We start from the raw sequence: 15282 nt of genomic DNA, 5'->3' as shown, positions 1-15282 counted from the left end.
TTGTATCTATGTGCCACATTAATGGTGTGGCAATGCTCTATTCTTTAATATTGCAACCTCAATTGTGTAACCGGCACATTACAATTAACCGCAAGGTGGATATCATCAATTTGTTGATATTGAAAATAAAAATGGTTAGCAAAAGGCGCACTGATCATACCGTTATCTAAATCGACATTAACCGACTTAATTTGCCAAACACCTTTAGCATATAGCTTTAATGCAGATTCCTTCAATGTCCAAAGCTGCCAAAAAGCCTTTAGAGAATCACCTTGTTTAATCATCCATTGATACTCAGAATCCGCAAAAAAGTGTTTAGCAACATTTAGATAATTTCTACGTGGACGAGCCACTTCGATATCTACCCCCACCTTGCCTGCTAACGAGATCGCCACAGCTACATGATCTTGGCTATGACTGATATTAAAATCGGGCAAAGAATATTCGAAAAAACAGGGGCGACTATTATCGCCAATTATTATTTTAGGTAATATTTCAATATTACAATACTGTTTTAACAAACTAGCAAGAATTGAACGGCAAACTAAAAATTGTTTACGACGTGACTCATTTAATTGTTTGGCATCCTCAAGAAGTTGTTTTGGCAGCAGTGAATAATTCACTGTTGCAGTATTTAAATTGGCTATTTGCACTATCAGCATTATGGGTTAATCATTATGAATAAAAATTATTTTTTACTATTTTAACAGCATGCTATGCTAACTGTTATTAAAATTTATAAAGTCGCAAAAGGAATCATCATGTCATTATTAACAAAGTTGGTTAATGCAGGGCGTAAAAAGCGTTATACACAAGGCGCCGTCAATTCAGTGATTCAACGAGCCTCATCGCTAGTTTTTGATCATGTTGCGGCAAAAAAAGAAGCCACTGAAAACCGAACTAATGGTTCGCTCTTTTATGGGCGGCGTGGTACGCTAACTCACTTTGCGTTACAAGATGCTATGATCGAAATTGAAGGTGGTGCTGGTTGCTATCTTTACCCTTGTGGTGCAGCAGCCATAGCTAACGCTATTTTAGCATTTGTTAAAGCAGGCGATCATATTTTAGTGTCTGAAGCAGCATACGAACCAACCCAAGAATTTTGTCGGCATATTTTAAACGATTTGGGGATCAAAACTAACTACTTTTCACCATTAATTGGTCAATATATTACTAAGCAGATTAAACCCAACACCAAAGTTGTTTTTTTAGAATCACCAAGCTCAATTACTATGGAAGTGCATGATGTCCCTTCTATTGTTAAAGCCATTCGCAGTGTCAACCCTGAAATTATTATTATGATGGATAATACCTGGAGCGCTGGTGTGTTATTTAAAGCTTTAGATCATGGTATTGATATTTCAATCCAATCTGGCACAAAATATTTAGTAGGGCATTCCGATGCGATGTTAGGTACTGCTGTTGCCAATGAACGTTGTTGGGACACCCTGCGTGAGCGTTCTTATTTAATGGGACAAATGTGTGACGCAGATACTGCCTATATGGCTGCTCGTGGTTTACGTACATTAGCAGTAAGGCTAAAACAACACCACAAAAGTGGCATAAAAATTGCTAAATGGTTAGCTAATCATCCTAAAGTTGCTACTGTTAATCATCCTGCATTAACAAGTTGTAAGGGTCATGAATTTTTTCAACGCGACTTTACCGGTGCTAGTGGTCTATTTTCGTTTGTACTGAAAGATCGCCTAACTGATGTCCAATTATCAGATCTGCTGGATAATTTGACTCACTTTTCAATGGCTTATTCATGGGGAGGATTTGAGTCACTAATTTTGGCAAATCAGCCTGAAGAATTAATCAAAATTAGACCCATATCAGGAGTAAATTTTCAAGGAACATTAATTCGATTACATATTGGACTTGAAGATCCTAATGATTTAATTGCAGATTTATCTGCTGGATTAGATCGTATTAATTTACATAAAAATAAAACTAACGCCCTGCAATCATTAGTATAGGCAGATAGAAATGAATAATTATCACCAATTAGCAATTGATAAAACGATCAAAAAGGCAATTTTACACAGTGTAAAAAGCCGCCGTATTTTACTGGTTGCTTATAGTGGCGGTGTAGATTCATCGGTATTATTACATGCACTAGTCAAAATCAAACAACAGCAATTACCTGATTTACAACTTCGCGCTATTTATATTCATCACGGCTTAAGCAAAAATGCGGATTATTGGGGCACTCATTGCCAACAACAATGTCAAACATGGCAAGTACCATTAATAATTGAAAAGGTAAAGATCAATCGCCAAGCGGGCAATATTGAAGAGCAAGCTAGAAACGCTCGTTATCATGCTATTTATTGTCACTTAAAAGAGAATGAATTCTTATGTACAGCACAACATTTAAATGATCAGTGTGAAACATTTTTTTTAGCTCTAAAACGTGGCAGTGGTCCAACAGGATTAGCTGCCATGCCCCAAGAAAACGGACAACATCTTCGCCCATTATTAACTATTTCACGTACACAAATTGAAAAATATGCCCAATATCATCAGCTAACTTGGATAGAAGATGAAAGTAACCAAGATGATTACTATGACCGTAATTTTTTACGCTTAAATATATTACCTACACTAAATACACGTTGGCCACACTTTTCGCAAATGGTGGCACGTAGTGCTGAATTATGCCAGCAACAAGAAGCACTACTTAACGAACTGCTTTTAGCTGATTTTAAACAAATCACTACAGAGCAAGGGCTGCTATGTCTAACACCATTATTTGACTATTCAGAATATAAACGTAACGCCATTTTACGCATGTGGTTTCGCTCTCAACAAATCAGCATGCCAAGCCAACAGCAACTAGCTTTAATTTGGCAAACTGTTGCTTTAGCTAAAGAAGATGCTAACCCCCAATTTATATTACATAACCAACAAATTCGTCGTTATCAAAATCAGCTTTATCTATTACCACTATATCAAAATATTGAACAGCAAGTTCTAAATTGGGACTTGACCTTACCATTAGACCTACCTGATAAAGTCGGACAATTACAGGTGAATAATCAAACGAATTTATCCTGCCGCTCACCACAAGCAGACGAAAAAGTCACCGTACGATTCCATGCTCAAGGGAAATTGCAAATTGTGAATAGACAAGGCTCAAGAGCAATAAAAAAACTCTGGCAAGAATATAATATTCCACCTTGGATGCGAACACGTATTCCTTTGATTTATTATAATGAACAACTTATCTGTGCTGTAGGCATTTTTGTTACTAAACAAGGGCTAGGTTCACAAATCGGTTTTAAACTAACCACCTAACGTTAAACCAAAATAAATAAGGAGGCAAATTCGCCTCCTTAATTAAAATTTTTCAATTATTATAATTTATGATCTAACCTTCCAACGTTTAAGTAAAAGTGCATTGGTTACAACGCTAACACTACTTAACGCCATAGCGGCACCAGCTATCATTGGATTTAAAAATCCCAATGCTGCTAGCGGAATACCGATTAAATTATAGAAAAATGCCCAAAATAGATTTTGTTTAATTTTATTATAGGTTCGGCGCGAAATATCAATCGCATCAGCAATCAAAAACAGATTACCACGCATTAGAGTAATACTTGCTGCATGCATAGCCACATCAGTACCTGTGCCCATAGCAATACCAATATCGGCAGCCGCCAAGGCTGGAGCATCATTAATACCATCTCCTACCATTGCGACTGTCTTATTGCCAGTTATATCTTCACTTTGTTGTAGCTGATAAATATAGTTTGCTTTATCTTGTGGTAATACTTCAGCAATAACCTTATCTAAGCTTAACTGCTGACCAACATAATTAGCTGCTTTCTGATTATCCCCAGTTAACATAACGGTTTTTACATTTAACTGATGCAATGCTTGAATAGCTTTTTTGGCTTCCTCTTTTATTACATCGGCAAAACCTAAGAGTGCTAATATCACTACATTACCTTCTGATTGCTGTTTCGCTAAAAATGAAATGGTATAACCTTTACTCGATAACTGATTAATTTTATCGTCCATGCCAACAAAATAAGCATTTAGTGATTTCATCCAACGCAAACTACCTAAATAATATTCGGTATTATCAACGGTTGCCATCACTCCTGAACCAGCTACCGAAGTAATATTTTGAGCATAACGATACTCTTTAGCTTTATTTAAAACAGCTTTAGCAAGTGGATGCTCACTACCTGATTGTAATGATGCAGCGAGCGATAAAATTTGATCGGGCGTCTCGCTACCCATAACATCCATTTCCACTAATTCAGGTTTACCAATGGTTAATGTGCCTGTTTTATCAAATGCAACCATATTAATATTATGCAGTGTTTCTAATGCCTCGGCGTCTTTAATTAAAATGCCATGACGAGCAGCCACTCCTGTACCAACCATAATTGCTGTTGGTGTTGCCAAGCCTAATGCACAAGGGCAAGCAATCACTAACACAGCCACCGCATGAAGTAATGCTTGTTGCCAATCATGCGATATCACACCCCAAGCCAATAACGTAACAAATGCAATCAATAAAATCACTGGCACAAAAATAGCGCTGATGCGATCAACAACTCGTTGGATTGGTGCTTTCTTAGCCTGAGCAGATTCAACCATTTCAATAATTTTGGATAAAGTAGAATCCGCTTGAATCGCTGTGGTTTTAACGATAAGTACCCCTTCGCCATTAATCGTACCGCCAGTAACAACATCATTAACGGTTTTACTTACCGGAAAACTCTCACCTGTCAGCATTGATTCATCACTACTAGATTCACCTTCAATCACAACGCCATCAACGGGAATGCGCTCTCCAGGCTTAATAATAACAATATCATCCACTTTAACTTGGTTAATAGGTAAACTTACTTCTTGATTATCACGCCTTACTAAAGCAACATCAGGACGTAGCGCAGACAGAGATTCAATGGCTTGTTTGGTTTGATGTTTAGCTCTTGATTCTAACCACTTACCAAGCAAAATTAAGGTAATAATAATAACTGATGATTCAAAATAAAGATGCTCATCATTGCCCATTATAAATTGATAAACCGATAACCCATATGCCGCACTAGTACCAATGACCACTAATAAATCCATATTACCCGACAACGCTTTAGCCGCATTAAAACCGCTTCGATAAAATTTAGCACCAAGTCCAAATTGCACAATAGATGCAATAACCAGTTGTAACCAAGCTGGCATCATCAAATGAAACCCAAAAGGTTGTAATAACATAGGTAACACAAAAGGAATGGCTAAAATAACAGAAATCACAATCGGCCAAATAGGTGCTTGTTTTTTAACTTTCTTTGTACCTGATTGTTGATCTGAAATTTTAATAGCACGATAGCCTGCTTTATCAACCGCAGACATCAATGCTTCAAGTTTAACATGGGGATCTGCATTAATAGTTGCTTTCTCAGTTGCCAGATTAACACTGACATCAATCACACCATCAACTTTTTTAATTGCTTTTTCTACACGACTAACACAAGAGGCACAACTCATTCCTTCAATATTAAGATCATATTGTATTGTCTTCATAAAATGCAGCCTTAATTTTTATACCATTATTGATTAGTATATACTCAAAATTAATAACAATGCAGAAAAATACTAGACAGATCGCAAGAGTTTAACTTGCGATCAAAATAAAAGGAAATAAAAAAGATAGAGTTAGTTACGCAATTTTTCGGGCCACACATTTTGTGTAGAAACTAATAAATCCTTAACAATTCTAGGATTACCCGCAACAATATTACCCGAAACCATATAATTATTGCCACCTGCAAAATCGGTAATAACGCCACCTGCCTCACGCAAAATCAACTCACCGCCAGCAATATCCCATGGTTTTAAGCCAATTTCAAAAAAGCCATCTAAACGACCTGCAGCAACATAGGCAAGATCTAAAGCGGCAGAACCAGTACGACGAAAATCGCCACATCTAACAAATAATTTTTGTAATACGCCAAAATAACTATCGCTATATTGTTTAGCTTTAAACGGAAAAGCCATTGCCAGCACGCTACCGTCTAAATCTTTCGCATTACTCACTCGAATACGATAACCATTAAGTTGAGCGCCTTTACCACGAGCAGCCGTAAACAGCTCATTACTCATTGGATTATAAACAACAGCAATTTCGGTCTTACCTTTAACACGAGCTGCGATAGACACTGCAAAATGAGGGATATTTTTAATAAAATTGGTCGTACCATCAATTGGGTCAATTATCCACTGAGTATCGGCATCATTACCTTTAGCTAAGCCGCTTTCTTCGGCAATGATAGTATGGTCAGGATAAGCTTTTTTAATTGTTTCAATAATCAAAGCTTCAGCCGCACGATCGGTATTAGTGGCAAAATCATTAGCGCCTTTGGTTTCGATTTCGATTGAACTAGGGTTTTCATAAGCCTTGATGGCTACATTACCTGCTTTACGAGCAGCACGAATAGCAATATTAAGCATCGGATGCATAATTTTCTTCCAATTGATGATGTTAAAGAACGAAGTAGGCTAGTATGGCACTTGTCATACTAAAAGACGTTACTAGTATAAAACTTTTGTCTTATCTTTACTAGCTTATGTTGGCATTGATAGGTAAAAAACATAACGTTTAAAGATTTGTATTATTTTATTGAAAAGATAAAAATTAGAACAACCAAAATAACTAGCTTAATTTTTTCTATTGCTCATTATTTTTATATAGAAAAACATAGAGGTACATCACCTAAATCACAAAGTGTAAATTGCAACCTTGTTTTGTTTATTTTTTATAAAATAAATGTAGACAATCGCTCCAGTTATACATTAATATAGTAATCGTAAATTTTATGTAAGCGTTATTATAATTTGTTATGAAGCTGTTATCGAAGATTAAATTACAACTATCTATACTTCTAATTTTGTCCCCTACGTTTTTGTTTGCTGCATTACCACCAACACCACAAACTCTAAATGACCAGCAACTTATTCGCCAGCAAGAACGAGAAAAAGCCTTGCAAGAAACATTAACGCCAGAATCGCCTAATATCCGCTTATTATCCCCAACAACTAGTGTAAATGAGCTTAACTTTCCGACTGAAGATTTATGCTTCAATATTAACCATGTTGAATTAATTGATCGCGATAAATTACCTTGGTACATTCCTTTAAATAAATTAGCCCAACAAGCCGAACAACACTGTCTAGGTGCACAAGGGATTAACCTCTTAATGAGTGCCATACAAGATCGATTAATTAGTTATGGCTATATTACCACTCGATTAGTGGTACCCGAACAAGATATAACAAGTGGTAATCTAAAACTTTTACTCGTCGAAGGTAAGATTAGACATATTTATTATGATAATAAGAGCGATAAATACGCCCAACTATTTACCGCTATTCCTGCTCACGAAGGTCATACTCTAAATTTACGCGATATAGAACAAGGGCTTGAAAATTTACAGCGCTTACCTACTGTTAATGCTCAAATGCAACTTATTCCCGGCGATAGACCTGGTGAAAGCGATATTGTGATAAATCGTGAACAATCAAAAATGTGGCGATTAGGACTATCGCTTGATGATTCAGGCACCAAAACGACAGGAAGAGATCAAGGTGGAGTCACCTTATATTTAGATAATTTACTTTCGTTAAGTGATTCTTTTTATTTATCAGGTGGTCACGATTTAAATGGCAAATCAAAGTATGGTTCACGCAACTATTTAATATCCTATTCAATACCTTTTGGTTATTGGCTATTAAATACTTCAATATCCGGCAACAAATATCATCAAAATGTCGCAGGACAAGAAGTCGATTACAAATACAGCGGTCGAAGCCGAAACGTAAACATACAGTTAAGTCGAGTTATTCACCGTAACGAATCACAAAAAACAACCTTAAGTTATGGTATTACACTGCGACAATCACATAACTATATTGATGACACTGAAATTGAAATTCAACGCCGAAAAACCACCTATTGGCATATAGGTCTACAACATCGACACTATATTGACGATATTACATTAGATGCAGGTTTCACCTTCCAAAAAGGGGTGCGTTGGTTCAATGCAGAAAAAGCTCCAGAGGAATATGATACTGAAGATTACGCTACAGCCCTAGCTGAGATACTGCAATTTAACTTTTCATCCAACATTCCTTTTAGACTGGCGGAACAACAGTTTTATTACCGTTTGGATTATCAAGGACAGTACACACGAAAAGGGCATCTAACCTCGCCGGATCAGTTTTCTATTGGTGGGCGTTGGAGCGTGCGTGGCTTTGACGGAGAATTAACTTTAAAAGCAGACCGAGGTTGGTATGTTCGTAATGAACTTAGCTGGCTGGCTCCTTATAACCATGAAGTCTATTTAGGCATTGACACAGGTGGCGTTTCAGGAAAAGCTAGTGAATACTTACTTGGTCGGCATCTAACCGGTAGCGTAATAGGTCTACGTGGTAGTAATTATGGTATGTACTACGATCTATTTGCAGGCACTCCAATTCGAAAACCCAAAGGGTTTAAAACTAATCCATTAGCATTAGGCTTTTCACTAAACTGGAATTTTTAATCCTTCCTTTTCACAACATTTATTTAAATAAATATTCAGGTAGTAAAGAAAAGAAAGCCGTTAAATAAGGAATATATAACTATGAACAAAAACTTATATCGTGTTATTTTTAATAAGAAACGTGGCATGCAAATGGTGGTTGCTGACATTGCAAAAACACCAACCGGCAATGAAAAAACGACATCGACCGGTCAACATCCACATCAAACAGTTTTTGCTCAGCTAAAACCTATTGCCTTTTTAATGTCTATCTCATTAAGCTTTGTCAGCATTAGCTTGCCGGCTTATGGCAGCTATATTATTGCCGATCCACAAGCAAATAAAAAGCAACAAGCACAAGTTACCGCAACGGCTAATGGTGTAACCCAAATCAATATACAAACGCCAAATAGCAAGGGAATATCACATAATAAATACATCCAATTTGATGTTTCACAGCGTGGCGTAATCTTAAATAACAGCAGAAAAATCAATCAAACACAGCTAGCCGGATACGTGCAAGGTAACGAATTTTTAAAAACCTCTGGGCCTGCTAGAATCATTTTAAATGAAGTTAACTCACGCAACCCAAGTCAATTAAATGGCGTGATTGAAGTTGCGGGACAAAAGGCACAAGTGGTGATAGCTAATCCTTCTGGCATCACCTGTAATGGCTGTGGTTTTATCAATGCTAGTCGCAGTACGCTAACGACAGGAAAACCGATAATTGAAAATAATGATTTAACGGGGTATCAAGTAGAGCAAGGCCATATTGCAGTAACAGGAAAAGGGCTAGACAGTTCAAGACAAAGTTATACGGATTTAATAGCTCATTCGGTATCAATAAACTCAGCAGTATGGGCAAATGATTTAAATGTGATAGCAGGACGAAACAAAGTAAGCCTTGACACACAAACGGTAACTGCATTGGCGGAAAATGGTAACGCAAAACCCGAAGTAGCCTTGGATGTTTCGGCGCTTGGTGGTATGTATGCAGGTAAAATCCGGCTGGTTGGGACAGAAAAAGGAGTTGGGGTGCATAATGCTGGGGCGCTAAGGGCAAGCATAGGCAACCTTATTATCAGTGCTGATGGCAAAATCAAAAATACAGGGGCATTACAAGCTAAAGGTGATATCAACTTAAGTAGCCAACACACCATCAGTAACAACAAGCACATTTACAGCCAACAAAATATTCAATTAAACGCCCAAAAATCGATTACTAATGAGGGCTCATTAATTGCTCAAAATAATGTCGAGCTTAAGGCCTCAACAATAAATAGCAATAAAAACAGTACGGTTGCTGCGGGCGTTGACGAACAAGGACTGTTAACTAAACAAGGTAATATTGCCGCCACGGCCAAGAATATTTTATTAACAGGCAAAAATTTAGCAGGTCAACATATTATCGTAAATGCGCAACAAAATGTTGACCTTGCAAGCAGCCAAAATAGTGCTAAATCTATGACGGTGACAGCTGAAAATATCAACCTCAATGCAGCCAAAATTAATAGCAAAGAAAGTATCAATTTAAATGCTAATAATCTGATTGATAGTCATTATTTACAAGCTAAAACCAATGCAACATACTCTGCTAAGGCAAACATAATAGATAACCACCAAGCGATTATACTGGCTGATGAAAATATCGTATTTAACGCTAATAAAATAAATAACGCACAAACAAAACTTAATGCAGGCAATGCAATTAATTTTAATGCTAATCAATTAATCGACAACAATAATGCCATCTTACTAGCCAAAGGGACCATTAATCTTCAGGGGGCAGATATAAAGAATAATGAATCATCACTAATAAGTAATGATCATTTGCAAATAAAGGCCAATACATTAGAAAACAGAAAATCAACCCTGCAATCAAAAAAATATTTAACTATTGATAGTCATCTTTTTGATAATCAACAAGCTGAGTTATTAACAGAAGATACGTTGACCATCCACGCTAATCAAATGAATAACCAAAAAGCGGCGTTAAGCGCAAAAGGTGATATTAATATTAACAGTGAGCTAGTTGATAATCATTCGTCGACATTTCTTTCTGAAAAAACAATTAATATCAAAGTTAAAAAACTCCTTAACCAATATGCAAAATTTACCGCACTGCATAATATCGCTATTAATGGGCAACAGGTTAATAACCAATCTGCAGAATTAAAGTCTAATGGGTATTTGTTAATTAATTCAGCCGAACAAAACAATCAATCCGCACAATTATTAACTAATTCTGGCTTAACACTGCAAGGTAAAAATATAAATAATAATAATGCCGAGCTCAGCGCTAGCGATCGCATAGCGATAACAGCTGAGCAACTATGGGTTAATGAGGGCGTATTAGTTAGCAATAATGATATCCATATTACAAGTTCGCATATTGATGCGCAAAAATCAAAAATTAAAGCAAAAGGGAATATAAAACTTAACGCATCAGATTATATTGATGCCACGAATGGCTTAATGGTGAGTGAAAAACAGTCAACCATTGAAGCAAACACAGTTAAATTAAATGAAGCAACATTAAGTGCCAAAGATGACATCGCCGTTACAGCAACTTCACAATTAGAGAATAACAACGCAAAATGGATTAGTGAAGGCAATATTAGTGCTAATGCACAAACGATTAATAATCAAAATTCATCAATATCCAGTTACAAAAATATTTATTTTAAAGCGCCTCATTTAAATAACCATAGCAGCAAATTGCTCAGTTACGGAACTATTGAATTAGCGTCAAACAAGGTCAATAACCAAAACACCCAAATCAATGCACAAGCAGACATTCATATTCAGGCTGACGATATTGATAACCAAAATGCACAAATCATTAGCCAGCGTTTGATAAATATTGAAGGTAAAAACATTGATAACCGTCATTTAGCCATACAATCGGGTAAGGCGCTATCTATAATAGCGACCAATAAATTGGACAATGCGGATGCAACTCTCATTTCCGGTGATAAACTGAAGCTTGAGTCACAGTTAGTTAATAATCAACGTTCGAAAATCAAGTCTGGTCATGACCTGACTATGCAAGGTAAAACCATTGATAACCAACATAGCACCATAATTGCGACAGGCGATGTTGCATTTAATGCGGATGAGCAATTAGATAATCAAAACGCTGATATTCGAACGCAAAATAAAATCACTATGGCTGCCAAGCAAATTAATAATCAAAATAACTTATTGGTAGCAGGTAACGAAGTCACCCTTAATGCTGATGAACTTAATAGCCAGTCATCCAAATTAAAAGCTGAGGATAATATTCGCATAAAAGCCAAAAAGCTTAATAGCGCATCGGTCAAATGGGTTAGTCAAAATGCCATTATTATTGATAGTGATGACATTGATAATCATTCATCTGTATTCAAAGCCGATAATGGTATTACCGTCAAAGCCGATAATTTAAATAATAATGAAGCAACCTTGATATCGGGCGGTCAATTATCACTAACAACTAAAAAATTAGCCAACCAATCTGCTTATTTTAATGCAGAAAAAGGCATTGATATTCAAAGTACTGTATTTGATAATCAATCAGCGACATTAATTACTAATGATTCGATACGCATTGAAGCCAATAAAACGAACAATCAAAATAGCACATTATCCGCTAAGCAAAATATCACTGCCAATAGCGATGAAATAAATAATCAAAACGCTTTATGGCTAGCTGATAAACACATTACGATCCACGCCAATAACCTTGATAACAACAATACCGCCTTACAAGCCAAACAAGGCATACAAATGGATATTAAGGTTAATTTAGCCAACCAACATGCAACGATTATCTCAGGGCAAGATGGTCTCATCATTCATGCCGATTCTTTAAATAATGAAGACGCCGAACTAAGCAGTAAGGGCTTATTGGCAATCACAGCCAATGATGTGAATAATCACCAAGCACAATTGGTCGCAGAAAGCGACCTAACAATCCAAGCAAATCATATCAATAATCAGTCTGCTGATATTCAAGCTAAAGGTAATGTTACCTTAGATGGGCAAATCATTGATAACCGACAAGCCAAATTATTAAGCACAGGCGATATTCGATTACATGCAAAAAATCATTTAACCAATAATCATGCCAAGCTCATAGCGATGCAACAAATTCAATTGCAGTCCAATGGCGCTATTGATAATCAACACTCAACAACAACGGCCAATAATGGCATTTTAATTGAAGCCGATTCGATTAATAATAGCCAGTCCAAACTTGAAACAGCAAATTTATTAAAGATTATTGCAAACACCATTACTAATCAGAAAGCTAAATTTAATGCAGGAAAAATTGAGCTAAAAACACAATCACTTGAAAACCAACAAGCCGATATCATTGCCAAAACGTTATTGCAGATTCAAGCCGATAAAATAGCCAACAGTCAAGCCCGTTTACTAGCCAATGATATTGCCATTAACGCCAACCAACTTAGTGGCGATGGAGAACTGCTTGCTGAAAACAATATTGAGCTTAATTTAACGCATGGGTTTGATAACAAAAACAGCTTGCTAGCCAATAAAGATATTTTCATCAACGCAAGTCACATTACCAATGACGGCAAAATCTCATCAGGTCAAGCCATTACCCTTAAGAGTGATAAAATTAAAAACACAGAAAAGGGCATTATCGAATCCGAAGAAATCAACACCAATAGTCGTTTATTGGAAAATAAAGGGATTATTGATGGCGGTGAGGTCAATTTGAACGCTTGGCAGCGTTTTGACAATCTAAATGGTGCCCGTTTATACGGGGATTGGATTTCTATCAAAGCTTATGAAGTGAACAACTTTACCCCTTCGTTAAAAAGCCCCATTGCACCAACCATTGCGGCAAGAGAAGGACTTTTATTAAATGTCAACACGTTAAATAATACCAACCACGCCTTGATACTCAGCTTAGGGGATATGTACATTGAGGGCCAAACATTAAACAACCACTCAGCACGGATTGAAGCGGCTGACGATATGGTCTTAAAAGTTAACCGCATTAACAACATTAATGACCATATTGAAACCGAAGAGGTCTTAGTCGGTAGTCAACATATTGTTGAATATTCCCCACTCGGTGATGCAAGGCGATATAAACCCGATGAAGTCAGCATTCGTACTAGCCCTAAAAAACGGCACAACTACCCTGTTTTGCATTCAAATAATGGTGCTTTTGATTCCACTCATAAGTATTACGAATATGATTACACAAGAAATATTTATGAAACTAAAATCAAAAGTACCGCGCCTGCAGAAATCATCTCTGGTAAAGATTTACGTATACAATCTGACCATTTAGAGAATGATAATAGCAAAATTGTTGCCGGTAATGCCCTAGACATTATGACCGGCACACTCAATAATCACTCATTAAAAGGTCAGCGCACCGTTTCCGATACTGGTAATGCAATTTATCATTACCGAAAAAAAGAGACAAAAAAAGGGAAAGCCGTATATAAAAAAAGAGCAAAATGGAGCGACTATAAAAACCAATTCATCACCACTATCGATCTTGAGCATGCCAAAATAGAGTCCCATACCAATGTAGATAAAACGCAAGTTAATTTACAGCAGCGAACAGAGGAAAAAGTTAACGTAGGTCACATTGTTAATCCGATTGTTACCGAGGTTAAAACAGAAAAACACCTCGACAATTCACTTGAAGATATCATCAACGATGGTAAAGAAAAAGGCAATATCAATATTTCAACCGAACACCCATTGGATGATTTGCCAATCACAAACCCTATCATTCAATCCGATAACGTTGAAAAACCAAACACATCAATTATTGACACCAATCAAAAAGTGACCAGCAAAGATAGTCAGCATTATGCTGATTCAATCACCTTTGTTGAGCCTAATTTGACCTTACCCAAAAATAGCTTATCAATCATTAACAAAGATCCACAAAGTCATTATTTAGTCGAGACCGACAGCCGTTTTACCAATCGCAGAAAATGGTTAAGTTCTGATTACATGCTCAACCGCTTGCGGGTTGATCCAAATAACATCCAAAAACGGTTAGGTGATGGTTATTATGAGCAACAGCTTATCCGAGAGCAAATAACTGCCTTAACGGGTCATCGTTATATTGGCGATTACACCAGTGACTTGGAGCAATATAAAGCACTGATGAATGCAGGAGTCGAATTTGCTAAGCAGTACGGATTATCGATAGGTACCTCGCTATCTGCGGAACAAATGAAAGCCTTAACCAGTGATATTGTTTGGCTGGAAAGTAAAACGGTCATGGTTGATGGACAACCGGTATCGGTATTGGTGCCACAAGTTTACCTTGTTAACCGCCCGCAATTAACAACGGACGGGGCATTATTATCGGGTAAAAGTGTCACAGTAATAGCAAAAGATGACATTGAATCCTCGGGGGCGATATTAGGTAAAAAACGGGTAGCGCTATTAGGGGATAATGTCAATAACCAAGGTCTGATTGATGCGGGCGCCATCATTATTCAAGCGAAAGATAGCATCAACAGCAGCGGCAGATTAAATGCGGATAAATTGGCATATTTACAAGCCAATAACGACATCAACTTAAATAGCACCACCTCAACCACCGAAACGCATTACGGTGCGAGCAAAAGTAAAAACACCGTGATTGACCAAATTTCAAGTATCAACGTCAATGATGGTGATATTTCCTTAAAAGCAGGACATGACATCAACTTAGGCGCGGCCTTATTGGTCAATGGCGGTGAAGACGGCG

Annotated in this window: 7 protein-coding genes; 4 read left to right on the top strand and 3 right to left on the bottom strand. The window is 36.9% G+C overall.

Features of this window, described 5'->3' with window-relative positions; genetic code table 11:
- Positions 1–44: 44 nt before the first annotated feature.
- Positions 45–662, bottom strand: coding sequence for a 4'-phosphopantetheinyl transferase family protein (locus tag A9G34_RS05970; protein WP_034947922.1), 618 nt, complete (start codon positions 660–662; stop codon positions 45–47).
- A gap of 99 nt (positions 663–761) precedes the next feature.
- Here A9G34_RS05970 and metC point away from each other — a divergent pair, with 99 nt between their 5' ends.
- Positions 762–1979 carry a cystathionine beta-lyase gene (gene metC, locus A9G34_RS05965; protein WP_051825432.1) on the top strand — a complete coding sequence of 406 codons (1218 nt, stop codon included), beginning with the start codon at positions 762–764 and terminating at the stop codon, positions 1977–1979.
- Between the two features lie 10 nt (positions 1980–1989).
- Positions 1990–3300: a tRNA lysidine(34) synthetase TilS gene (gene tilS, locus A9G34_RS05960; protein ID WP_065569204.1), complete on the top strand. Its 1311-nt coding sequence runs from the start codon at positions 1990–1992 to the stop codon at positions 3298–3300.
- A 66-nt stretch (positions 3301–3366) separates the two neighbouring features.
- Here the strand turns inward: tilS and A9G34_RS05955 are convergent, their stop codons facing one another.
- Positions 3367–5547, bottom strand: coding sequence for a heavy metal translocating P-type ATPase (locus A9G34_RS05955; RefSeq protein WP_065569203.1), 2181 nt, complete (start codon positions 5545–5547; stop codon positions 3367–3369).
- A 132-nt stretch (positions 5548–5679) separates the two neighbouring features.
- Positions 5680–6483, bottom strand: coding sequence for an inositol-1-monophosphatase (gene suhB, locus A9G34_RS05950; RefSeq protein ID WP_034947916.1), 804 nt, complete (start codon positions 6481–6483; stop codon positions 5680–5682).
- A gap of 380 nt (positions 6484–6863) precedes the next feature.
- Between suhB and A9G34_RS05945 the strand changes: the two genes are divergently transcribed.
- Complete coding sequence (locus A9G34_RS05945; protein ID WP_065569202.1) at positions 6864–8567, top strand: ShlB/FhaC/HecB family hemolysin secretion/activation protein; 1704 nt, start codon at positions 6864–6866, stop codon at positions 8565–8567.
- An 81-nt stretch (positions 8568–8648) separates the two neighbouring features.
- Positions 8649–15282 (top strand): two-partner secretion domain-containing protein (locus A9G34_RS05940; RefSeq protein WP_141670359.1); only part of this gene is annotated, 6634 nt, incomplete at its 3' end.

This window comes from Gilliamella sp. Choc4-2 (assembly GCF_001690355.1).
Lineage (GTDB): Bacteria > Pseudomonadota > Gammaproteobacteria > Enterobacterales > Orbaceae > Gilliamella > Gilliamella apicola_A.
The sequence above is the reverse complement of the archived record's forward strand: the minus strand, read 5'-3'. Positions and strand labels throughout refer to the sequence as shown.